This window comes from Bradyrhizobium sp. sBnM-33 (genome assembly GCF_032917945.1).
In the GTDB taxonomy this organism is placed as follows: Bacteria; Pseudomonadota; Alphaproteobacteria; order Rhizobiales; family Xanthobacteraceae; genus Bradyrhizobium.
The window spans coordinates 6899863-6923474 of sequence record NZ_CP136624.1 but is presented as its reverse complement, the minus strand read 5'-3'; the positions used below and the strand labels follow the sequence as shown (position 1 = coordinate 6923474).

The window sequence follows — 23612 nt, the reverse complement described above, 5'->3', positions numbered from 1 at the left end:
TCCAGAACAAGGGATCGCGCCAGCGCGTTTCGCGTGCCGAACCGCAGATTTTGCGTAAGATTGGCCGCCCCGTGACAAGCAGCGCTAGACCGGTGAGTCCCGGCAGGAGCGCGAGTAGCCACGCCGGCTGGCCTGGCCACAACGTCATCAGCAATACCGCGAGCGACGCTGTCGCGAACGGCGCGGCGGCAATCCCGAACGCAAGCCGGCCCGCGATGGGGAGCGGCAGCAGCCGCGGCATCATTCCAAAAGCAAGCGCCATGCCAGTTGCGAGGATGCTTTGACCGACGGCGTACAGGCTGGCTTCGAGTAGCATTGAAAAAGACCGAGATACAAAAGCACCCACATCAGGCTAGCCGCAGCTAGCCGGGAGCATTCTTAGTTTTTCTGATCAGTGGAGTCGACCGCAGAGAGCACGCCGATCTGGCGTGCCCTCCCATGTTAATTTGATCAAGCGATTGGCCAAACTACTACATCGACAGCAGCACCAGGAGCAACGAGCGCAACTAGCGAACCAAGATAGGCGCGCGCCATGTTGGGACGCCAATTGATAGCCAGGTGCCTTAGCGCTCGTCTGATATCACCTTGCCGTCATTCGGCAGGGAGCCTGCGCCAACCAGTTCGACATTGCCGCCAAGCTTCGTCACGGAGCGCAAGGTGGCGGCGAGCTCGCTCTGAAGCGCTTCGCCTGGCGTGGCTGTCTCCGCCTTCAGCGCCATCACATCGCTCTCGCCGGATCGCATGACCACAAGGCGCAGCCGTCCGAGTTCGGGATGGCGCTTGCCGATCTCGGCGATCTGCTCGGGGCGGACGAACATGCCCTTGACCTTGGTGGTCTGATCGGCGCGGCCCATCCAGCCCTTGATGCGCATATTCGTGCGTCCGCATGGGCTCGTCCCGGGCAGCGCTGCGGTGAGATCGCCGAGCGCGAGCCTGATCCAGGGATGCTGCGGATCGAGCGAGGTGACGACGATCTCGCCGACGTCGCCGGGCGCCACCGGATCGCCGGTGCCGGGACGCACGATCTCCATGATCAGATCCTCGTTGACGACCATGCCTTCGCGCGCCGGCGTCTCGAACGCGACCATGCCGAGGTCGGCGGTGCCGAACGCCTGATAGGCGTCGATGCCGCGCGCCTTGACTTCGTCCTGCAGTGATTTCGGAAACGCCGCGCCGGAGACCAGCCCGCGCTTGATCGAGGAGACATCCCGTCCGGCATTCGCGGCGGCGTCGAGCAGGATCTTGAGGAAATCAGGCGTGCCGCTATAGCCGACCGGGCGATAGGCTTCGATCAGTTCAAACTGCTGCTCGGTATTGCCGGGGCCGGCCGGAATCACCGCACAGCCCAGCGCCCGTGCCGAGGCGTCGAAAATGAAGCCGCCCGGCGTCAGATGGTAGCTGAAGGTGTTGAGCACCACGTCGCCGGGCCGGAAGCCGGCCGCGAACAGCGCCCGCGCACCACGCCAAGGGTCGGCGTGAACGGGCTCGGGCTCGAAGATCGGTCCCGGCGAGGTATACAGCCGTCCGAACGACCCAAGCGGCCCCGACACGAACCCGCCGAAGGGCGGCGCGGCCTTGTGCAGGGCAGGGAGTTCCGATTTGCGCAGCACGGGCAACTCAGCAAGCGAGGCGCGGCTGGTCACGGCGGCGGGATCGATGCCTTTCAACCGCTCGGCATAAGCCGGCGCGGCGAGCGCCTTGCGCAGGACGTCCGGAAGCTTTGAAAACAGCTCCGCCTCGCGTATGCCCGGCTCGCGCGTTTCAAGGGCGTCGTAGTGGTCGGTCATGGCTGATGCCTCAGGTGAGGGCCGATTGCGTGCCGCCTCTGACGTGCTATCAGACGGCTTCTACCGATGTTGATGTTCCAGGAAACGCAATGGCTGAAAGAGATACCGCTGCGGCGGCAGACACGCTGGATTGGGCCGATATCGTCGCGAGGCTGAAGCTTCGCATGGTCGAGCATTGCTTGCCGCTGTGGTCGACCGAAGGCTGGGACGACGTAGCGGGCGGATTTATCGATCGGCTCGATCCGGACGGCCGTGCAGACCGCTTGGCGCCGCGCCGGGTTTTCGTGCTGGCGCGCCAGATCTATTGCTACGCCAAGGCGGCGCAAATGGGCTGGTATCCGCAGGGGCGCGCGATCGCGCTCAAGGGGCTGGAGCACCTGCTGGCGAAGGCGAAAGCCCCCGACGGCAAGCCTGGCTTTGTGCACACGCTGAAGCCCGATGGGGCAATGCTGGATCCGCTGCGGGACTCCTACGATCACGGCTTTGTCCTGCTCGCCTTGGCAACCGTCTATGGATTGGATCGCGACGCGCAGATCCGCGCCGAGATCGACGCGCTGTGTCATTTCATCGATACTCAGTTGCGCTCGCCGCATGGTGGCGTTCATGAGGGATTGCCGGTATCGATGCCGCGGCGGCAGAACCCGCAGATGCATCTGTTCGAAGCGATGATCGCGGCGTTCGACGCGACGCACGACACCGTGTTCCAGAACCGCGCCGGGAATTTCTTCAGCCTGTTTCTGGCCAACCTCTACGATAAGCAGCGGCAGGTGCTTGGCGAATATTTCGAGGAGGACTGGTCGAAGATCGAGCCGGTCAGCGTCGAGCCCGGACATCAGGCGGAATGGGCGTGGCTGCTGAAAGGTTTTGAGCGCATCACCGGCTGTCCGACCGGGCGTTACCGCGGCGAATTGCTGGCATCGGCGCTGCGCTATCGCGACGAGGCGACTGGCTGCCTGATCGACGAAGGCGATGCTCGCGGCAACATCAGGCGGCATACGCGCCGGCTGTGGCCGCAGACGGAAATCGCCAAGGCGTGGATCGCGCAGGCTGAGGCGGGCGAGGCAGGCGCGGCCGACGAAGCGCGAGCGGCGCTGGCGCGGCTCGAACGGCACTATCTCAGCCATCCCGTCACGGGCGGCTGGTACGACCAATTCGACCGCGACGGCAACTCGCTGGTCGCCACCATCCCTGCGTCTTCGTTCTATCATGTTCTTTGCGCGGTGGCGGAAGCGGACCAGGTGCTCGGCTGAGTACCTAATTTTTTTGTTTTGACGTGTTTTCTTCACGCGAACCGGTCTCCACTTCGCTCGAAAACGCTATTGTTCACAACCACCGCTTTCGCCGCTTGAAGCTTTTGAGGTTCTTGAAACTCTTGCGCTGGTCGCCGGCGCCGCCGAGATAGAACTCCTTGACGTCCTCGTTGTCGCGCAGTTCGTCAGCGGTGCCGTCGAGCACCACCTTGCCCTGTTCCATGATGTAGCCGTGGCTCGCGACCGACAGCGCCGCGCGCGCGTTCTGCTCCACCAGCAGGATGGTGACGCCGAGGTCGCGGTTGATCGCTTTGATGATACCAAACACTTCCTTGACCAGGAGCGGCGACAGGCCCATCGACGGCTCGTCCATCAGGATCATCTTGGGGCGCGCCATCAGCGCGCGGCCAATCGCCAGCATCTGCTGTTCGCCGCCGGAGAGGTAGCCGGCGAGCCCGGTGCGCTCCTTCAGCCGCGGGAAATATCTGAACACCATGTCAATGTCGGCGGCGATCTCGTTGTCGGTGCGCGTGAACGCGCCGAGCTTCAGGTTTTCGATCGAGGTCATGTCGGCGATGATGCGGCGGCCTTCCATCACCTGGAAGATGCCGCGGCGGACGATCTTGTCAGGGTCGATGCCGTTGATGCGCTCGCCGTCGAACACGATTTCGCCGCGGATCACTTCGCCGTCCTCGGTCTTGAGCAGGCCCGAGATCGCCTTCAGCGTCGTCGACTTGCCGGCGCCGTTGGCGCCGAGCAGTGCTACGATCGCGCCCTTCGGCACTTCGAGGCTCAAGCCGCGCAGCACCAGGATGACCTTGTCGTAGACCACTTCGATGTTGTGGACGCTGAGCAGCGGGGCGGCTTGTGCCGCCGCCGTCGCGGGACGATTGAGTTCGGTTGCTTCAGTCATGTTTCTTGATCCTGGCGTTGTTAGTAGAGCGGACTTCCGCTCCATCCACCGCCGTCATCACCCGCCTTGTGCGCAATTGCGCACTGGGGCGGGTGATCCAGTATTCCAGAGGCGCCTGCGATCGACTGAGACGCTACGGCGTACTGGATTCCCCGCTTTCGCGGGGGATGACATTTGAGTGTGAGGCGCTTACAGATGCGTCTCCTAGCCTTACCAACCCAGCCACTCGGGCTTGCGCGGCAGGTCGATCGTCTTCACTTTCTCCATCTTGATGCCGCCGTTCTTGACGAGCTCGTTGAGCGGGGCGTCGGTCGCGCCTGCGACCTTCATGCGATACAGATCGACCTTGAGCGTGCCGCGGTGATCCTTCTCGGTGAAGGTCGAGGGGTTGCAAATGCCTTCGCCGCCGGCGGGCACCCAATCCTTCTTCTGGTAGAAGCCCTTCTTGACGTTCTCGCCGGTAGCGCCGCCGTTCTTGGCAGCCCATTCGACGGCTTCCTTCATGTAGAGCGCGGTGCAGACGCCGGCGAGGTAGTGCACGGGACGGTAGGCGGTACCGGCCGCGTCCGACATCTTGGAGATTTCCATGAAGGTCTTCATGCCGGGCGCGTTGCCGCCCCAGGCGATCGCGGTGCGCAGCGGAAACACCACGCCGTCGGCGGCAGCACCTGCAGCCTTGGCGGCATTTTCGTCCATGCCCCAGACGTTGCCAAGGAACTGAACGTCGACGCCGGCCGCCTTGCAGGCGTTGAGCACGGAGATGTTCGAGCCGGCGGTATTGCCCAGATAGGCGTAGTTGGCGCCCGAGCTCTTCAGCGTCAGGCACTGCGCGCTGTAGTCGCCGGGCGTCAATGCGAACACGATCGGCGGCAGCACTTCGAACCCGAGGTCGGTGGCAATCGCTTCACCTGCCGCCTTCGGCGCGTTCGGATAGGGGTGGTTGGCGCCCATGTGGACGTATTTCGGCTTGCCGGACTTGGCCTTGGCTTTCCAGTCTTCGGCGGCCCAGGTTAGCATGCCGCGAAGTGCGTCTGAGTAGCTCGGGCCGTAGAAGAAGTTGTAGGGTGCGGGCTTGGCCTTGCCGCCGGCGCCGGTCGGATCGGAGAGTGCTGCGGCATAGGATGCCGAGATATCCGGGATCTTGTCCTGGGCCAGGAACCCCGTCAGCGCTTCAGTGTCGGCGGTGCCCCAGCCGAGAATGGCGGCGACTTTGTCGGCGCCCGACCATTTCTTGTACTGGGCAATGGCGCGCGGCACCTGATAGCCGTAATCGACGGTATCGAGACTGACCTTGGCGCCGTTAATGCCGCCGCTCTTGTTGATCCACGCATAGGTATCCGCGACACCCTGTCCGAACGGCGTTCCGACGTCCGAGGTGGGACCCGAATAGTCGGTGAGATGCCCGAGCGCGATCGGCGCCTGGGCCAATGCCGCGCTGCTGCCCAACAGCAAAGCCAGCGAGGCCGTACTCAATAGAGTCTTCATCGTCATGGAATAATCCTCCCGGTTAGTTCTCGAGGTCTTCTCGTTGTTGTCCCGTTCCGACCTCAATGCGAGAACGGGTAGAGTTTCCAGTATGCCTTGATCTGTCGCCATCGATGCGCAAGGCCGTCCGGCTCGAACACCAGAAAGACGATGATGATCAGGCCGATGGCCATTTCGCGCAAGAAAGCGATATTGTTCTTTAGTCCTAGAAATTGATCGATCGGGCTGTCGCGGAGCGCGACGCTGATCCATTCCATCGATTCCGGCAGCAGCACCATGAACGCCGTTCCCATCAGCGTGCCCATGATCGAGCCGAGCCCGCCGATGATGATCATGGCGAGGAAGATGATCGAGCGATCGATGCCAAAGCCTTCGTTGGAGACAACCTGATTATAATGCGCATAGAGCGCGCCGCCGACGCCTGCAAAGAAGGCGGCGAGGCCGAACGACAGCGTCCGGTATTTGGTCAGGTTGATGCCCATGATCTCGGCGGACAGATAATGGTCGCGCACGGCGACCAGCGCGCGTCCGTCGCGCGAACGGATCAGGTTGGTAACCAGGAGATAACAGACGACGACATAGGCCAGTACGACATAAAAATATTGCTTATCGCCACGCAGCATGTATCCGAAGATCGAGAACGGTTCGGCGCTGGCGGGAACGCTGCCGCCGGTGAACCATTCGGCGCGGGCAAAGAAGTCGAGCAGAATGTACTGCGCCGCCAGCGTCGCGATCGCGAGATAAAGCCCCTTCAGCCGCGCGGCAGGCAGGCCGAAGACCAAGCCGACCGCGGCCGTTACGACGCCGGCGAGCGGAATGCAGAAGAAGACGGGAATGCCGAACCGGTTCGAGAGATAGGCCGAGGTGAAGGCCCCGAAGCCGAAGAAGGCAGCGTGACCGATTGAGATCTGGCCGGTGAAGCCGACGACGATGTTCAGCCCAAGTGCTGCGATGCCGAAGATGCCGATCTGGATCAGCAGGCTGAGCACGTATTCGTTGACGACGTGTGGCGCAAAGCAAATCAGCACAATACCGGCGATCATGGCGTTGCGGCTGGTCGTGGACGGAAACACGGTGGTGTCCGCCGCATAGCTGGTGCGGAAATCGCCGGCGGGAATGAGGGTCTGGCCTGCCATAATTGCTTACACCCGCTCGATGTCTTTGGTGCCGAACAGGCCGTACGGCTTGATCATGAGGATGATGATAAGGGCATAGAACGGCGCGATCTCGTAGAGATTGCCCCAGTGCAGATATTCACTGTCGAGAAAATGCGCGATGTTTTCCAATAGCCCGATGATGATGCCGCCGAGCACCGCGCCGCCGACACTGTCGAGACCGCCGAGGATCGCCGCCGGAAACACCTTGACACCATAGGCAGAGAGGCCTGCCGAGACGCCGTTGACGACGGCCACCACCACGCCTGCGACGGCGGAGACCGTCGCCGAGATCGCCCAGGCCATCGCGAATACGCTTTTGACGGAAATGCCGAGCGACTGCGCCACCTGCTGGTTGAACGCGGTGGCGCGCATCGCCAGACCATACTTGGAGAGGCGGAAGAACCACGCCATCCCAATCATCATCGCCATTGAGACGGCAAGACTCATCAGATAGACGGTCTGCACCTGCAGTCCGAGGATGTTGACGTTCTGGGTCTCAAAGATGCGCGGGAACGGCTGCAAATTGACGCCGAACATCCATTTCATCAGTGCCGAAAACACCGTCGAGAGCGCGATCGTCACCATAATCACGGAAATGATCGGCTCGCCAATCATGGGGCGCAGGATGACGATCTGGATCGCGATGCCGAACAGGAACATGAACACCAGCGTGATCGGCATGCCCAGAAAGAACGGCACCTGATATTTGGTCAGCAGCCACCAGCATACCCAGGCGCCCACCAGCAGCAGTTCGCCCTGCGCGAAGTTCACCACCTGCGTCGCCTTGTAGATCAGCACAAACGACATCGCGACCACGCCATAGAGCGTGCCGACCACGAGGCCGTTGACCAGGAGCTGGATCAGGAGCTGGGTGTTCATGCGAACTCACCGAACGTGATAGCTGTCATCGCCGGGCTTGACCCGGCGATCCGTCGCCTGAAAAAAGCACTTTTTCCGAAGCGGATGGATGCCCGGGTCAAGCCCGCGCATGACAACCGTATTTGCGGCGCCTTGGATGACACTCGGATCATTCCGCGGCCTCCGCCATCGGCGCAGGGCCGCCGAGATCGACGACCCGCAGCGTCGTGCGAATGCGCTGAGTGGTGCCGTCCTGGAAGCGGATTACGGTATCGACCGGAATGTCGCTCTTGCCGCCATAAATCGCGTCGATGATGTCGGCGTATTTTTCGTTGATGACGCTGCGGCGGACCTTTCGGGTACGGGTCAATTCGCCATCGTCGGCGTCGAGCTCCTTGTAGAGCAGCAGGAAGCGGGAGATACGCTGCGCCGGCGGCAGCGTGGCGTTGACGCCTTCCACCTCCTTGCGCAACAGCGCATAGACCTCGGGGCGCGAGGAGAGGTCGGTATAGGTCGTGAACGAGATGCGGTTCTTCTCCGCCCATTTCGAGATGATCGAATAACGAATACAGATCATAGCCGCCAGCGCGTCGCGGCCGGCGCCGAGCACCACCGTCTCCGCGATGTAGGGCGAGAATTTTAGCTTGTTTTCCAGATATTGCGGCGAGAAGCGCTCGCCGCGCGCGGTTTCGGCGAGATCCTTGATGCGGTCGATGACGACGAGCTGGCCATCTTCGTTGAAGTAGCCGGCATCGCCGGAATGCATCCAGCCGTCCTTCATGTCGGCGGCCGAGGCTTCCGGATTCTTGTAATAGCCCAAGAACATGTTGGGATGGCGCACGACGATCTCGCCGACACCGTTGACATCAGGGTTGTCGACGCGGATCTCGATATCGTCGGCCATTGGCACGCCAGTCGTATCCGGATCGACCTTGCCGGCGGGATGCAGCGTGTAGGCACCCAGCAATTCGGTCTGGCCATAGAGCGTGCGCAGCGGCACCCCCATGGCCTGGAAGAACTTGAAGGTGTCAGGCCCGAGCGCGGCACCGCCGGTTGCAGCCGAGCGCAGCCGCGTGAAACCCAAGCGGTCGCGCAGCGCGCGGAACAAGAGTTGATCGGCAAAGATCGAATGCTTGCCCTGCGCCAGCGCCGAAAGCCCGACCTTCATACCGACGTCGAACAGTTTTTGCTTGAGCGGCGAGGAATCCATCACGCCGGCGCGTACATCGGCGGCGATCGATTCCCAGAGCCGCGGCGCGAACAGCACGAAGGTCGGCGCGATTTCGCGGAAATCGTGCATCATGGTCTCGGGCTCTTCGACGAAGTTGACCTTCATCCGGCACAGCAGCCCTTTGCCGAGCGCGTAGACCTGTTCCATGATCCAGGGCAGCGGCAGCACCGAGACATATTCGTCGTCCGGGCCCTTCGGATCGAACGCCAAATACGTCGCGCAATGTCTCAGGACGCGTCCAGCCGCCAGCATCGCCAGCTTGGGATTGGCCGTGGTGCCCGATGTCGTGCAGAGGATCGCGACATACTCGCCTCGCGTCGCATCGACCAACCGATCGTAGAGCCCGGGCTCACGCGCGGCGCGGTCGCGTCCCATCGTGGCCAGCTTCTCGGCTTCCATCAGACGGGGATCGTCGTATTTCCGCATGCCACGCGGATCGGAATAGACGATGTGCTTGAGGTTGGGGGCGCGATCGGCCAACGCCAGCAGCTTGTCGACCTGCTCCTCGTCCTCGGCGAATACCAGCTTGGCCTCGCCGTAGCTGAGCAAATAGGCCGCTTCCTCGTCCAGCACGTCGCGATAAAGACCCAAGCTCATGGCGCCGATGGCATGCGTTGCGATTTCGGCGGCCACCCAGTCCGGGCGATTGTCACCGATGATGCCGATGACGTCGCCGCGCCCAAGACCAAGTTCGATCAAGCCGAGCGCGAAATCATGGACGCGGGTCTGGTAATCGCTCCAGGTGAAGACGCGCCACAGCCCAAGATCCTTTTCGCGCAGGGCGATTTCGCCGCCGTGCTCCCTGGCGTTGAGGCGCAACAGCTTTGGAAAGGTATCGGCTTGGGCGGCGCGCCCGGCGTAATCCATCATGCTGCGCTCTCCGCAGGCGTCGGCGTATCGTCGGGGTCGACGAGGACCTCGTCCTCTTCGCCAAGATAGGCGCGCTTCACATGGGGATCGGCGAGCACGGAAGCGGGATCGCCCTCGGCGATCTTGCGGCCGAAATCCAGCACCATGACGCGGTGGGAGATATCCATCACCACGCCCATGTCGTGCTCGATCATCATCACGGTCATGCCGAACTCTTCGTTGAGGTCGACGATGTAGCGCGCCATGTCCTCCTTTTCCTCGAAGTTCATGCCGGCCATCGGCTCGTCGAGTAGAATCAGTTGCGGCTCCAGGGCCATGGCGCGGGCAAGCTCTACGCGCTTGCGCAAGCCGTAGGGCAGGGTGCCGGCGGTGGCCTTGCGCACCGACTGCAGGTCGAGGAAGTCGATGATTTCCTCCACCTTGCGGCGGTGCTCGAGTTCTTCGCGCCGCGCGCCGGTCAGCCAGTACAGCGAGCCGGTGATAAAATTGTTCTTCAAGAGGTGGTGCCGCCCGACCATGATGTTGTCGAGCACGCTCATGTGGTGGAATAGCGCTAGGTTCTGGAAGGTGCGCCCGATGCCGAGGGACGGCCGGGCGTTCGGATTGAGGCCGGTGATGTCCTTGCCGCGGTAGAAAAGCTGGCCTTCGGTCGGCTTGTAGCGGCCGGAAATACAATTGACGATCGAGGTCTTGCCGGCGCCGTTCGGGCCGATGATCGAGAACAATTCGCCCTCGTTCACGCCGAACGAGACCTCGGTCAGCGCACGGACGCCACCGAAGCGCAGCGACACGCCGCGCACTTCCAACGTATAAGCCACTCATTCCCTCCAGATAAGGCGCTTGCCGCGCTCTTTATCTATCGTTCGCAACTACACCCGCAATCTTACATCCGCAGTCGCCTTCCGGCCATCCGACTACGATGCCGATCACGGCCGGCATCACGCGTGGTAACGCCGCACCCCAACCAGTCGCGCCATGGCGCACCTGCCGAGGTGGCCCTCCTTAGGGCAATGCGATAGTTTGAAATGTCTTTTGCCTGACAATTCGTCGGGAAATTTTGCCAGGCTGCACTTCTGTTGCAGTGCAGCAAGTATAGGGCGCTACGGTCGATGCGATCATGATTGCTGCGGATTACCTCAAGCGCATCGCGGCCTGGTCGCGCGAACTGAACGAGCGGGAAATCGAAGTCGCCCGTGCCGGCATCCTCGAGAAATCCTACCGCGCCAACGAGCATATCTTCATGCGCGGCGATCGCTTCGACTATTGGACCGGCATCGTCACCGGCCTTGCCCGAATGAGTACCGTATCGAGCGGGGGCAAGGCGGCGACGTTCGCTGGCCTCACGGCGGGCGCCTGGTTCGGCGAAGGCACGGTGCTGAAGAGCGAGCCGCGCCGTTACGACGTGGTGGCATTGCGCGACACCAGGCTGGCGCTGATGGACCGCAGCACCTTCTTCTGGCTGTTCGAGAACAGCGTCGTCTTCAACCGCTTTCTGGTCCGGCAACTTAACGAACGGCTCGGCCAGTTCATCGGCGCGGTGGAACATGGCCGCACGCTCGACGCAACCAGCCGCGTCGCGCGTTCCATCGCCTCGTTGTTCAACCCGATTCTCTATCCGGACATGACGCGCCATCTGGAGATCACGCAGGAAGAAATCCGAGCGCTCTCCGGTATTTCGCGGCAAAACGCCAACCAGTGCCTGAAGCGGCTCGAGAAGGAGGGTTTGCTGCGGCTCGAATATGGCGGCGTCACCATCATCGAACTCGAACGCTTGCGCCAGCATGGCGACTAGGTGCCTAAGAGCCTGATTTCAAACGGCTATGGCGATAGACTTGGCGGAGGTCGAATGCTATGGCCTGCGCGACGAGCGGGTTTGGAGAAGACATGGCGGCTCAGGATTCACAGCGGCGCGTGGCGCTGATCACCGGCGTCACCGGCCAGGACGGCGCCTACTTGGCCGAATATCTGCTCGGCCTCGGCTACACCGTCCACGGCATCAAGCGGCGGTCGTCCTCGTTCAACACCGCGCGGATCGATCACCTCTACCAGGACCCACATTCCCGCAACGTGCCGTTCCTGCTGCATTACGGCGACATGACCGACTCGACCAACCTGATCCGGCTGATGCAGCAGATCCGGCCGACCGAGATCTACAACCTCGCCGCCCAGAGCCATGTCGGCGTCAGCTTCGAAAGCCCGGAATATACCGCCAACGCCGACGCCATCGGCGTGCTGCGGCTCTTGGAGGCGATCCGCATTCTCGGCATGGAGAAGGAGACGCGGTTCTATCAGGCCTCGACGTCCGAGCTCTACGGCCTGGTCCAGGAGGTGCCGCAGAAGGAGACCACGCCGTTCTACCCGCGCTCGCCTTACGGCGTCGCCAAACTGTACGGCTACTGGATCACGGTGAATTACCGCGAGGCCTACGGCATGTTTGCCAGTAACGGCATCCTGTTCAACCATGAGAGCCCGATCCGCGGCGAGACCTTTGTCACCCGCAAGATCACCCGCAGCGTCGCCCGCATCGAGGTTGGCCTCGACGAGGCGCTCTATCTCGGCAACCTCGAGGCCAAGCGCGACTGGGGCCATGCGCGGGACTATATCGAGGGCATGCACAAGATCCTGCAGGCCGACGCCCCCGACGATTTCGTGCTGGCGACCGGCGAGACCCGTTCGGTGCGCGAGTTCGTCGAGCTGGCGTTCGCCGAGGTCGGCCGCCGCATCGAATGGCGCGGTAAGGGTGTTGACGAGACCGGCGTCGACGCCAAATCCGGCAAGATCGTGGTCCGCATCGATCCCGACTATTTCCGGCCGACCGAAGTCGATCTTCTGGTCGGGGATGCCAGCAAGGCGCGCGAAAAACTCGGCTGGAAGCCGAAGACGTCGGTCACCCAACTGGTCAAGGAGATGGTCGCGAACGATCTGGCAGAAGCGAAGCGGGAGGTCGCCAATGGCAAGCCTGCCGTTTGAGTTGACGGGCAAGACGGTCTACGTCGCCGGGCACCGCGGCATGGTCGGTGCCGCGCTGGTGCGCCGGCTGGCGGCGGAACAGGTCGAACTGCTGACGACGCCGCGCAGCGAGGTCGACCTGCGCGATCAGGCCGCGGTCAACCGCTGGTTCGCCGCCAAACGTCCGCAGGTGGTGTTTCTCGCCGCGGCCAAGGTCGGCGGCATCGTCGCCAACAGCACGCTGCGTGCCGAATTCCTCTACGACAATCTGGCGATTGCTTCGAACGTGATCCATGCCGCGCATGTCCACGGCGCCGAGAAGCTGATGTTTCTGGGCTCCTCCTGCATCTATCCCAAACTGGCGCCGCAGCCTTTGCGCGAGGACTCGATGCTGACGGGGCCGCTGGAGCCGACCAACGAGCCCTATGCAATCGCCAAGATCGCCGGCATCAAGATGGTGGAAGCCTATCGCAGCCAGTACGGCGCCGACTTCATCAACGTGATGCCGACCAATCTCTACGGCCGCGGCGACAATTATCACCCCGAATACAGCCACGTCGTCGCCGCGTTGATCCGCCGCTTTCACGAAGCCAAGGTTGCCGGCGCCAGAGAGGTCGTGGTCTGGGGCACCGGCACGCCGCGGCGCGAATTCCTCTATGTCGACGACCTCGCGGATGCCTGCATTCATTTGATGAAGACCTATTCGGATAGCGAACTGGTCAATATCGGCACCGGCGAGGACATCACGATCGCCGAATTCGCCCGCATGGTCGCGGCGACCGTCGGCTATGCCGGCGAGATCGGTTTTGATGCCTCGCGCCCGGACGGCACCCCGCGAAAACTGCTCGATGTCAGCCGGCTGGCCAAACTCGGCTGGCGCGCCAGCACGAAGCTTGAGCACGGCATCCGGCTCGCCTATCAGGCGTTCCTCAGCGAGCACGCGGCGAGCGTCTAGCTCGCCGAACGAAAGCCCCGTCAGCTCGCGTTGATGCGAAAGCATTTGCTCCTCCCCGACGAAAATCGGTACCCAATTTTCCTGATCATGCTCTAGGATGCACGCGCCGAGCGGCCGCAAAGAGCCATCGCCGCGTGTTGTCGGAGGAAGCATAATGAAATATCAACGTCGCCAATTCTTGCAGCTCGTAGCCGGCGCAGCCGCGCTCCCCGCCACCTCAAGCATCGCAAGTGCGCAGGCGTATCCATCGCGGCCGGTCCGCATCGTGATCGGCTATACGCCCGGCGGCTCGGCGGACCTCACGTCGCGCCTGATGGGGCAATGGCTCTCGGAAAAGCTCGGGCAATCCCTCGTCATCGAGAACCGGCCGGGCGGCGGCACCAACATCGCCACGGAGCAGGTGCTGCGCGCCACCCCCGACGGCTACACGCTGCTTCTGGTGGCCCCGGCCAACGCCATCAACGCCACCCTCTACGATAAGCTGCCCTTCGATTTCATGAAGGAGATGGAGCCGATCGCCGGCATCATTCGCTTTCCCAATGTCGTGGTGGTGCATCCCTCGTTGCCGATCAAGTCGATTCCCGAGCTGATCGCCTACGCCAAAGCCAATCCGGGCAAGCTCAACATGGCATCGTCAGGCAACGGATCGACGATCCACATGTCGGGCGAGCTGTTCAAGATGCTGACCGGCATCAACATGCAGCACGTGCCATACCGTGGCGGCGCGCCGGCGCTCACCGACATGCTCTCCGGCCAGATGCATGTGATGTTCGACAATCTTCCGACCTGCGCCGAGCACGTCAAATCCGGCAAGCTGCGCGGGCTTGCGGTCACCAGCACGACGCGCTCGGACGTGCTGCCGGACCTGCCGCTGGTCGCAGATTACCTGCCGGGCTATGAGGCGAGCGCCTGGTACGGCCTCGCAGCGCCAAAGGGCACGCCGCCGGAAATCGTCGGCACGCTCAACAAGGCGGTGAACGAAATCCTCGCGGATCCCAAGGTGAAGGCCCGGTTTGCCGAGATCGGCGCCATCCTGCTGCCGGGCTCGCCCGCCGATTTCGGCAAGCTGGTGGCTGATGAAACCGAGAAATGGGGCAAGGTGGTCAAGTTCGCCGGCGCCAAGGTGGATTAGGACCGGCGAGTTAAACCAGCAATGTCTGCTCGCCGGAGGATACTGTTGCAAAAGCCGAAAGTTGCATCAGTCCGAATTTTTGGTGAAACCTTAAAACGCGAGGCGATCGACGATTCGGATAACCTCAATCGCGTTACCGAAGTCGCCTATTAGTTTAGCATGAGGCGATGAGGTCCCTCAGATCTCTACACGAAAATCGCGCCTGCGGCCCTCAGAATTTTTGACACCTTCGGCAAAACGACTTTTGCAACATGGGGTAATTCCGGGATCGAGCCAGACAAAAGGCAAAGGAATCAGCTCTCCAGGAACGTAAGAGGCCAGCCTCATGTGGCCTCGCAACGATGGAGAGCGGCAATGGAATACTATGTCGGACTGGACGTATCGTTGAAGCAGACATCGATCTGCGTGGTCGATCAGACGGGGTCGGTCGTGCGAGAGGGCGTGGTCGATTCAGATCCTGAGGCGATCTCAGTTTACGTGAGGTCAAAAGCGCCGGATGCAGTACGCATCGGCCTCGAGACCGGCCCAACGTCCACCTGGCTGTGGACCGAACTTAAGCAGCTTGGCCTACCGGTGATCTGTATTGACGCGCGCCATGCCAAGGCCGTGCTCAAGATGCAGATCAACAAAAGCGACCGCAACGATGCTATCGGGATCGCCCGCATCATGCAGACCGGCTGGTTCAAAGAGGTGCACGTCAAGGATATCGACAGCCATTCGGTCAGGGCGCTGCTGGCGAGTCGGGCGCTGCTGGTCAAGATCAAGCGCGATCTTGAGAACCATGTTCGCGGCCTTCTCAAGAACCTCGGTCTTGTCATCGGCCGCGCCACGTTCAATGTCTTCGCCGTACGAACCGAGGAGTTGATCGAGGGCCGTCCTGAGCTGATAGCTGCGATCAGACCGCTGCTCGAAGCGCGCAATGCCGTTGGGCAGCAGGTTAGCGAGCTTGACCGCAAGGTTATGAAACTGGCCCGCCATGATGCGCAGGTCCGCCGATTTATGACGATGCCTGGGATCGGTCCGATCACCGCGCTCGCCTTCAAGGCAACGATTGACGATCCGGCACGGTTTGCGCGATCGAGAAGCGTAGGTGCTTATGTCGGGCTAACCAGTAGACGCCACGCCTCCGGAGAGCTCGATTGGTCAGGTCGCATCTCGAAGTGCGGCGACGCGATGCTACGAAGTTACCTGTTTGAAGCAGCCGGGGTTCTGCTGACGCGCGTCCCGAAGTGGTCCGCCGTGAAGGCTTGGGGGGTTAGGCTCGTCAAGCGCAACGGACTCCGCAAGGCAAAGGTCGCAGTCGCGCGTAAGCTCGCGGTCATTCTGCATCGCATGTGGATCGACGGAACCGAGTTCAACTGGTCGAAAAAGGAAATTGCTGCCTAGCGAGGGCATTACAGAGTTTCTGCCAAACGGCGGGAAAAGACGTCCCAGCCGGGACGATGGCGATGGTGAGTTCGACAGATTTGGTGCGAGCGTCGGAAAGGACGACCGCGATTGCAACATTGAACCGCCAACGTCACCTTACGCCATCATGCGGAGGGTTCACCCCTACCGCGGAGAGAACAGTGGGCCCGGCAAGGATGATCGTGGAGAGCTTGACACCCAGACCCGGAATTAGAGAACACAATCCGGAGGCAAGCAGACGCGGATCAGCCACGTTGTGATGTCCGCGCGACCCGCAACGGACATTCGGTGAGGAGTCCCGGTCAGAGCATTGGGCCGCTGGCTAAGCCAGTCTATTCTTCTGCAACTTGGGCGAAGGTGACAGATCGAGCTTTGCTGTCATACATTCTCTGCGACGGTCGGTCGCGATATCGTCAATCCGAAAGCGGCGAAAGTCAAAGCGATGCCTGAAGCGATCGTTCGCACTTGATTCCAGAACTGCCATCGCCCTGAATAGCTTTCCCAAATCTCCCGCGCGGCTTCAATGTCTGCCGGAATAGGCGTCACCGCCAACGCCTCGTTCATGGGAACGTTCACAGCCATTGTGAGGAAAAGGCCGAAAACCATATAGACCGCAGCCGCGGCCAAGTACCAGAACGCAGCCAAACTCTGACCGGCAAAGCGCATTGCGGCCGCCGTGAGAACCAGAACTACCGGTGTCAGGAAGAATGCGGGAAAGAACACCGCGTTGCGCACTGAGGCATTCATCGCCTTCATGGCGGCGATTGCGACACGGGGATCCGCCTGATCGAGTCCCCGACATCGTCGAGCATACCCAGGCATAGAAGAATCCGAAAATCGCGCCGCAAAAGACAATTGACGCGATCGACAGCGCTAAGAGCAATCCAGGCATTGCAGCCTCCCCCAGGGCGGTCTCTAAAACCAATGCAACCCCCAAGCAAAAAATCATCCGCTGAGCGCGTGACCTTTGTCACATGAACGAGCGACCTTACAATGTCCGTTCTTGAGAGCAGCGCGGACATCACCCAACTAGGTACGATGTCCGAGTCTGGCCGATATTGTTGCAAAAGTCGAAAGTTGCATCAGTCCGAATTTTTGGTGAAACCTTAAAACGCGAAGCGATCGACGATTCGGACAACCTCAGTCGCGTTACCGAAGTCGCCTATGAGTTTAGCGTGAGGCGTTGAGGTCCCTCAGATCTCTACACGAAAATCGCGCCTGCGGCCCTCAGAATTTTTGACATCTTCGGCAAAACGACTTTTGCGACACAATCGACCCAAAGCGGACCTGACGCGTCGGCGCAGTCCCTCGAGCAAGTCGCCTGGTTAAGCAGGAACGTACGTCAACCTAATCACGTCCTCGCCAAGTAGATTGCTGGTCACAAGGCGGAGCGGCGGCCGGGGGCCTGCGAAGAATGGCTTGCCGCGACCAAGTACAACTGGATGGAGGTAAAGTCGATACTCATCAATAAGACCAAGGTCGGTTAGGCTTCGTGCTAGGTCTGGTCCGGAAACTTCAATCTCCCCAACGAGCTGAGCCTTCAGCCCACGTATCACCGCCTCGAAGTCATCCTCGACAAGAGTGGCGTTGGGGCCGACTGACTTCAACGAGCGCGACACGACCCACTTCGGTTGGCACCGCCACGCCGCCACGAAGTCGCGTTCCTCTGGGGTCCACTCAGGATGGTCTTCGTCCCAATAGCGCATGACCTCGTACATGCAGCGGCCGTACACACTGCCCATCAGGCCGCGCACTTGCTCAATGAAGTGACGAAAGAGCGCGGGACCTGGCGCAAATTCCTGATGGTCGACGTAGCCGTCCAGAGACTGGTTCATTCCAAAGACTAGCTTCGCCATACTACAAAATCTCCACCCTAGAGGCTCTTCAGAATAGCTTGAGCCGACGTTGGACAGAAGTGAGATTGGACACAATTTGCGCGCCGCTTTACCGGTGCAACCAATAACCAGACGTCGGCTTTTGGCAGATTTTGTTCTCTAATTCCGGGTCTGGGTGTCAAGCTCTCCACGATCATCCTTGCCGGGCCCACTGTTCTCTCCGCGGTAGGGGTGAACCCTCCGCATGATGGCGTAAGGTGACGTTGGCGGTTCAATGTTGCAATCGCGGTCGTCCTTTCCGACGCTCGCACCAAATCTGTCGAACTCACCATCGCCATCGTCCCGGCTGGGACGTCTTTTCCCGCCGTTTGGCAGAAACTCTGTAATGCCCTCGCTAGGCAGCAATTTCCTTTTTCGACCAGTTGAACTCGGTTCCGTCGATCCACATGCGATGCAGAATGACCGCGAGCTTACGCGCGACTGCGACCTTTGCCTTGCGGAGTCCGTTGCGCTTGACGAGCCTAACCCCCCAAGCCTTCACGGCGGACCACTTCGGGACGCGCGTCAGCAGAACCCCGGCTGCTTCAAACAGGTAACTTCGTAGCATCGCGTCGCCGCACTTCGAGATGCGACCTGACCAATCGAGCTCTCCGGAGGCGTGGCGTCTACTGGTTAGCCCGACATAAGCACCTACGCTTCTCGATCGCGCAAACCGTGCCGGATCGTCAATCGTTGCCTTGAAGGCGAGCGCGGTGATCGGACCGATCCCAGGCATCGTCATAAATCGGCGGACCTGCGCATCATGGCGGGCCAGTTTCATAACCTTGCGGTCAAGCTCGCTAACCTGCTGCCCAACGGCATTGCGCGCTTCGAGCAGCGGTCTGATCGCAGCTATCAGCTCAGGACGGCCCTCGATCAACTCCTCGGTTCGTACGGCGAAGACATTGAACGTGGCGCGGCCGATGACAAGACCGAGGTTCTTGAGAAGGCCGCGAACATGGTTCTCAAGATCGCGCTTGATCTTGACCAGCAGCGCCCGACTCGCCAGCAGCGCCCTGACCGAATGGCTGTCGATATCCTTGACGTGCACCTCTTTGAACCAGCCGGTCTGCATGATGCGGGCGATCCCGATAGCATCGTTGCGGTCGCTTTTGTTGATCTGCATCTTGAGCACGGCCTTGGCATGGCGCGCGTCGATACAGATCACCGGTAGGCCAAGCTGCTTAAGTTCGGTCCACAGCCAGGTGGACGTTGGGCCGGTCTCGAGGCCGATGCGTACTGCATCCGGCGCTTTTGACCTCACGTAAACTGAGATCGCCTCAGGATCTGAATCGACCACGCCCTCTCGCACGACCGACCCCGTCTGATCGACCACGCAGATCGATGTCTGCTTCAACGATACGTCCAGTCCGACATAGTATTCCATTGCCGCTCTCCATCGTTGCGAGGCCACATGAAGCTGGCCCCTTACGTTCCTGGAGAGCTGATTCCTTTGCCTTTTGTCTGGCTCGATCCCGGAATTACCCCATGTTGCAAAAGTCGGTTGAGGCAGGCCGCGAACCATGATTCCGTTACGGTGACGCGAATCTCGGCGAGGTCGATCCATGATGGGCCGTCTGAAGAGTGACCAAGGTCAACTGTTCTACGAGTTTCGTCTTGGCGACGCGGTGCCCGAGGATCACCTGGTACGAAAGATCGATGCTGCCCTCGATCTCTCCTGGCTTCGCAGCGAACTTGCACCTCACTATTCGTCGATGGGTCGCCCGTCGATCGATCCGGAACTGATGATCCGGATGCTGGTCGTGGGGTATGTGTTTGCGATCCGCTCGGAGCGGTTGATCTGCCGTGAAGTGCAGGTGAACTTGGCCTATCGCTGGTTCTGCAAGCTCGGTATCGAGGACGCTATCCCGGATCGTTCGGCATTTTCGCGCGCCCGCAACGAGCGCTTCCGCGATGGAGATGTGTTCCGCCACATGTTCGAGCGGGTCGTCGAGGCGGCATCGCGGCCGGTCTGGTTGGCGGCGAAGGCTTTGCCGTCGATTCGAGCTTGATCCAGGCCGATGCCAACAAGCAGCGCTCGATCGCAGGTCAGGATTGGCGCAAGGATCGTGAGCCGGCGAGGTCCAGCCGCGCGGTGAAGGAGTATCTGGCGACCCTTGACGAGACGGCGTGGGGCGCCGCCAGCGAGATTGTCCCGAAGTTTGTCTCGCCATCCGATCCTGCGGCGCAGTGGACCGGGGCGCACAAGGGACCGGCATTCTTCGCTTATTCCGACAACTATCTCATCGATGTGAAGTTCGGCGTCATCGTCGACGTCGAGGCGTCCCGCGCCATTCGGCAGGCCGAGGTCGGTGCGGCAAAGACCATGATCGAGCGGACAGAAGAGCGCTTCGGCCTTAAGCCGGAGCGGCTTGTCGGAGATACCGCTTACGGGGCAGCTCCAATGCTGAACTGGCTGGTCGAGGAGAAAGGCATCGTGCCCCATATTCCCGTGTTCGACAAGTCGAAGCGGGACGACGGCACCCTCTCGCGCAGCGACTTTCGATATGATCCGACGAGCGACGTTTACCACCGCCCAGGCGGGAAGCGGCTTGGCACGAGTGGCACCATGCATGAGGGCAAGACGCTTCTGTATCGTGCCAGCAAGCTCGATTGCGATATATGCCCGCTCAAACCCCAGTGCTGCCCAAAAGAACCATCACGCAAGATCCCGCGCGACATCCATGAACACGCCCGAGACGTTGCCCGATCGCTCGCCGGCACCGAGAGCTTTGAGCAGTCGCGACATGAGAAGAAGATCGAGATGCGGTTCGCGCACTTGAAGCGCATTCTGAAGCTCGGCCGGCTTCGATTGCGTGGTCCACGGGGCGCCCAGGACGAATTTGTTCTGGCTGCCATCGCCCAGAACCTCCGACGGCTCGCTTCGCTAATGGCGCGACCGCCACCCGTTCAGGCTCTGTGTATTGCGTAGCGTAAAAGTTGCGTGGAGAGCGTCGGGTCGGGGGCAAACCCCATCGCCCCAAATGAACTAGCCGAACGACATCATCAGTCACAGCCGACTTTTACAACGAAATCGGCACGTCGCGGACATGCGGAGATTAGCGCGCAATGTCCGCTTTCAGCGGGATAGTGTTGCAAAAGTCTTTTTGCGGCATGCGACTCAAATTCTTAGAACCATAGGCGCGACGATCGAATAATAACATGGGGTACCACTCTGTCGGGCGCTAAACTCACCGGCGATTCTGACAACGGGTCTGAGGCTACATTGACCGGCGATTGTCGCTTATTTCGTTCTTTCGCGGAAAACTAGCCGCGCGTCCTTTCCGGACTTTTGCAACACTATCAGCGGCAAAGCGGACGTTTTGCCGGTCGCAAGTAATCCAGACTGTGGTTGAACTTGTCTCAGTTTCTCGCCACCGCGCGGGGCGGATTCTTGCCAAGCGCTGCCGCCATCGCCGAGATCAGCGGCCTCATGAAGAAAGCATCCTCCGCCGGATAGATGTCGGTACGCAGGCCGTGGGATTTGAGTTCATCCGAAACCGCCGGTCCGACGGAAGCGATCGGCGTGTGGTCGAGCCCGTCGCGCAGCCGGTCCTCGCAGCCTCGCGCGCGGGCGACCTCCATCAGGCGGCGGATCTGGCCGAGATTGGTCAGCGCGATCGCATCGACGCGGCCTTCCGCCATCTCGTCGATCGCGGTGATGATGTTGGCATCCGCAGCCTGCGCATCGTAGACGTAAGGCAGCACGGTATCGACTTCTGCCCCCTGCGCCTTGATCGCGCCGATGAGGACGCTGTGATCCTTGTCCGGATAAAGTTGCAGGCCGAGGCGATGGCCGCGGAGATCGAGCCGCGACAGCATCTCGGCGACGCCTTCGGAGGTTGGCTTCTCCGTCGTCATCTGCGGTTCCAGCCCGATTTCGCGCAGCGCCTTGCCCGGCTTGGGGCCACGGGCGAATTTGCGTGCGTTGCCGAGGACGGCAATGAATTCCTGTTCGACGCCGATGCGCCGGACGACCTTCATCAGCCGGCGCAGGCCTTCGCCCGTCATCAGCACCAAATCGTCCAAGGGCTTTTCGATTGCCCTCCTGATCCAGGCTTCGATCGGCGCCGGGTCCGGCGCATCGTGGATGGTGAACATCGGACATTGCAGCACGTCGGCGCCCTGCTCGGCGAGCAGGCGGGAAAACTGCGCTTCTTCGCGCGTTTCCAGGATCAGGATGCGGTAACCGTTCAATCTGTCAGCCATGATCTCGCTCCAACGCTTTTGCTTCGCGCTTTGTTCATCCTGACTCCGGTTTCCGGATTGGCGCAAGCGCGTCGGCGGTGATAGAGCAGGGCGCAAATCCCGAGGTTTTCACCCTTCTGCCTGAATTGTAGCCAAGTCCGCGCCATGCCCGATCATCAATTCGTCCTGACCCTGTCCTGCCCGGATCGCCCCGGCATCGTTTCCGCGGTGTCGACTTTTCTGGCCCATAACGGTCAGAACATTCTGGACGCCCAGCAGTTCGACGACGTCCAGACCGGGAATTTCTTCATGCGGGTGGTATTCACCGCCGCCGATCTCGCGGTCGAACTGCAGGCCTTGCAGACCGGTTTCACCGCGATCGCCGACCGCTTCGGCATGGAGTGGCAGATGCGCGACCGCGCCGGCCGCCGCCGGGTGATGCTGCTGGTCTCCAAGTCGGATCATTGCCTGGTCGATATCCTCTATCGCTGGCGCACCCGCGAACTCGAGATGATCCCGACCGCGATCGTTTCCAACCATCCGCGCGAGACGTACAGCTCGCTCGATTTCGGCGAGATCCCGTTCCATTATTTGCCGGTGACGAAGGAAACCAGGCGCGAGCAGGAAGAGGCGGTCTGGAAACTGGTTCAGGAGACTGGGACCGACCTTGTCGTGCTGGCGCGCTACATGCAGATCCTGTCGGACGAGATGTCGGCAAAACTATCGGGGCGCTGCATCAACATCCACCACTCGTTCCTGCCGGGCTTCAAGGGCGCGCGGCCCTACCACCAGGCCCATGAGCGTGGCGTCAAGTTGATCGGCGCCACCGCGCACTACGTCACGCGCGACCTCGACGAAGGCCCGATCATCGACCAGGACGTCGAGCGCATCAGCCATCGCGACACGCCGGAAGATCTGTCGCGCAAGGGCCGCGACATCGAACGCCGCGTGCTGGCGCGCGCGATGCGCCATCACCTCGAGGACCGCGTCATCCTTAGCGGCCGCAAGACCGTGGTGTTTATGGATTAGCGCGCCGCGTCCTGGGACGCGGGAGCCGGATTGGTCTCCTTGTTGCGTTCGGACGCCGGCATTAGGCGCTTTCGCTCGCGCTCCCGCATGTACTCGTCATACTTCGCGGTTCCCGGGCGCGGCGGCGCGTCGGCAGGCAAGCCGCCCGCCCAGGCCGGAATGGCATCGCTGACGCCGGCTGCGACCTTCTCGTTGATGGTCCCACAGCCGCTCAAACCGCAGCCCGCGAGGGCAACGGTGAGATCGTAGCAATATGGCGCGCGCTGGTCGGCATTGGCAGATGACTACAACCTTAACCCTTTAAGGATGATGGATTTGGGGCGTTACCTTGGGGAACCGGCGAGAGCGTTCTGTTGACAGGGCCATTTCATTTGTACAATCGTACAAATAAGTGGCAATCGCGGCAGGTTCGGGCAGCGATATCGGATCGTATCAGTACCGTCACGTCCTTTACGGCTATGCGGCTTGTTCGCCGCAACACGCCGATGGTCCGATTGACAAAAGGGCAGCCAAGGACGCCATGTTGC

19 protein-coding genes and 1 pseudogene are annotated in these 23612 nt (G+C 61.2%); 8 read left to right on the top strand and 12 right to left on the bottom strand.

The genetic code is table 11. The annotated features are described in order from the left end of the window. Positions 1-563 precede the first annotated feature (563 nt). Positions 564-1787, bottom strand: a complete 1224-nt coding sequence (locus RX328_RS32685) for a phenylacetate--CoA ligase family protein (RefSeq protein ID WP_213253071.1) — start codon at positions 1785-1787, stop codon at positions 564-566. Positions 1788-1876: 89 nt separating this feature from the next. Here RX328_RS32685 and RX328_RS32680 point away from each other — a divergent pair, with 89 nt between their 5' ends. Continuing rightward, positions 1877-3037, top strand: a complete 1161-nt coding sequence (locus tag RX328_RS32680; protein WP_213253072.1) for an AGE family epimerase/isomerase — start codon at positions 1877-1879, stop codon at positions 3035-3037. Between the two features lie 73 nt (positions 3038-3110). Here RX328_RS32680 and RX328_RS32675 read toward each other — a convergent pair whose 3' ends face one another. The 6 genes from RX328_RS32675 to RX328_RS32650 all read right to left on the bottom strand — a co-directional run bounded on the left by RX328_RS32675 (position 3111) and on the right by RX328_RS32650 (position 10369). Then, positions 3111-3950 carry an ABC transporter ATP-binding protein gene (locus tag RX328_RS32675; protein ID WP_213253073.1) on the bottom strand — a complete coding sequence of 280 codons (840 nt, stop codon included), beginning with the start codon at positions 3948-3950 and terminating at the stop codon, positions 3111-3113. A gap of 210 nt (positions 3951-4160) precedes the next feature. Then, the gene (locus RX328_RS32670) at positions 4161-5441 is read right to left on the bottom strand and encodes an ABC transporter substrate-binding protein (RefSeq protein ID WP_213253074.1); all 1281 of its coding nucleotides are present in this window, start codon (positions 5439-5441) and stop codon (positions 4161-4163) included. 56 nt (positions 5442-5497) lie between these two features. Then, positions 5498-6571, bottom strand: a complete 1074-nt coding sequence (locus RX328_RS32665; protein WP_213253075.1) for a branched-chain amino acid ABC transporter permease — start codon at positions 6569-6571, stop codon at positions 5498-5500. Positions 6572-6577: 6 nt separating this feature from the next. Continuing rightward, positions 6578-7471: a branched-chain amino acid ABC transporter permease gene (locus RX328_RS32660; protein ID WP_213253076.1), complete on the bottom strand. Its 894-nt coding sequence runs from the start codon at positions 7469-7471 to the stop codon at positions 6578-6580. A 148-nt stretch (positions 7472-7619) separates the two neighbouring features. Then, complete coding sequence (locus RX328_RS32655) at positions 7620-9551, bottom strand: long-chain fatty acid--CoA ligase (RefSeq protein WP_213253077.1); 1932 nt, start codon at positions 9549-9551, stop codon at positions 7620-7622. Beyond that, complete coding sequence (locus tag RX328_RS32650) at positions 9548-10369, bottom strand: ABC transporter ATP-binding protein (RefSeq protein WP_213253078.1); 822 nt, start codon at positions 10367-10369, stop codon at positions 9548-9550. The genes RX328_RS32655 and RX328_RS32650 overlap by 4 nt, the downstream gene beginning before the upstream one ends. A 299-nt stretch (positions 10370-10668) precedes the next feature. On the opposite strand from RX328_RS32650, the gene RX328_RS32645 reads away from it, so the two are divergent. From RX328_RS32645 to RX328_RS32625, 5 genes are all read left to right on the top strand, one after another. Continuing rightward, the gene (locus RX328_RS32645) at positions 10669-11343 is read left to right on the top strand and encodes a Crp/Fnr family transcriptional regulator (protein WP_213253079.1); all 675 of its coding nucleotides are present in this window, start codon (positions 10669-10671) and stop codon (positions 11341-11343) included. A gap of 92 nt (positions 11344-11435) precedes the next feature. Then, the gene (gene gmd, locus RX328_RS32640; protein WP_213253080.1) at positions 11436-12521 is read left to right on the top strand and encodes a GDP-mannose 4,6-dehydratase; all 1086 of its coding nucleotides are present in this window, start codon (positions 11436-11438) and stop codon (positions 12519-12521) included. Continuing rightward, a complete protein-coding gene (locus tag RX328_RS32635) occupies positions 12502-13455 on the top strand; it encodes a GDP-L-fucose synthase family protein (protein ID WP_283772389.1) in 954 nt (317 codons plus the stop codon). The genes gmd and RX328_RS32635 overlap by 20 nt, the downstream gene beginning before the upstream one ends. Positions 13456-13609: 154 nt before the next feature. Then, positions 13610-14587, top strand: coding sequence for a Bug family tripartite tricarboxylate transporter substrate binding protein (locus RX328_RS32630; RefSeq protein WP_213253081.1), 978 nt, complete (start codon positions 13610-13612; stop codon positions 14585-14587). 354 nt (positions 14588-14941) lie between these two features. Continuing rightward, a complete protein-coding gene (locus RX328_RS32625; protein WP_317258540.1) occupies positions 14942-15973 on the top strand; it encodes an IS110 family transposase in 1032 nt (343 codons plus the stop codon). A 399-nt stretch (positions 15974-16372) separates the two neighbouring features. Here RX328_RS32625 and RX328_RS32620 read toward each other — a convergent pair whose 3' ends face one another. The 3 genes from RX328_RS32620 to RX328_RS32610 all read right to left on the bottom strand — a co-directional run bounded on the left by RX328_RS32620 (position 16373) and on the right by RX328_RS32610 (position 19255). Continuing rightward, the gene (locus RX328_RS32620) at positions 16373-16750 is read right to left on the bottom strand and encodes an anthrone oxygenase family protein (RefSeq protein WP_312018180.1); all 378 of its coding nucleotides are present in this window, start codon (positions 16748-16750) and stop codon (positions 16373-16375) included. A 569-nt stretch (positions 16751-17319) separates the two neighbouring features. Continuing rightward, entirely contained in the window at positions 17320-17850 is a 531-nt protein-coding gene (locus RX328_RS32615; RefSeq protein WP_213257601.1) for a dihydrofolate reductase family protein, read from the bottom strand. Positions 17851-18223: 373 nt separating this feature from the next. Then, positions 18224-19255 carry an IS110 family transposase gene (locus RX328_RS32610; RefSeq protein WP_317258540.1) on the bottom strand — a complete coding sequence of 344 codons (1032 nt, stop codon included), beginning with the start codon at positions 19253-19255 and terminating at the stop codon, positions 18224-18226. A 178-nt stretch (positions 19256-19433) separates the two neighbouring features. On the opposite strand from RX328_RS32610, the pseudogene RX328_RS32605 reads away from it, so the two are divergent. Then, positions 19434-20800: pseudogene (locus RX328_RS32605) on the top strand (transposase). Positions 20801-21231: 431 nt separating this feature from the next. Here the strand turns inward: RX328_RS32605 and RX328_RS32600 are convergent. Next, positions 21232-22077, bottom strand: coding sequence for a uroporphyrinogen-III synthase (locus tag RX328_RS32600; RefSeq protein ID WP_213253912.1), 846 nt, complete (start codon positions 22075-22077; stop codon positions 21232-21234). A gap of 144 nt (positions 22078-22221) precedes the next feature. On the opposite strand from RX328_RS32600, the gene purU reads away from it, so the two are divergent. Further along, the gene (gene purU, locus RX328_RS32595) at positions 22222-23085 is read left to right on the top strand and encodes a formyltetrahydrofolate deformylase (RefSeq protein ID WP_213253913.1); all 864 of its coding nucleotides are present in this window, start codon (positions 22222-22224) and stop codon (positions 23083-23085) included. Here purU and RX328_RS32590 read toward each other — a convergent pair. Beyond that, on the bottom strand, positions 23082-23300 hold the full coding sequence (locus RX328_RS32590) for a hypothetical protein (protein ID WP_213253914.1): 219 nt from the start codon (positions 23298-23300) through the stop codon (positions 23082-23084). The genes purU and RX328_RS32590 overlap by 4 nt on opposite strands. Positions 23301-23612: the final 312 nt, after the last annotated feature.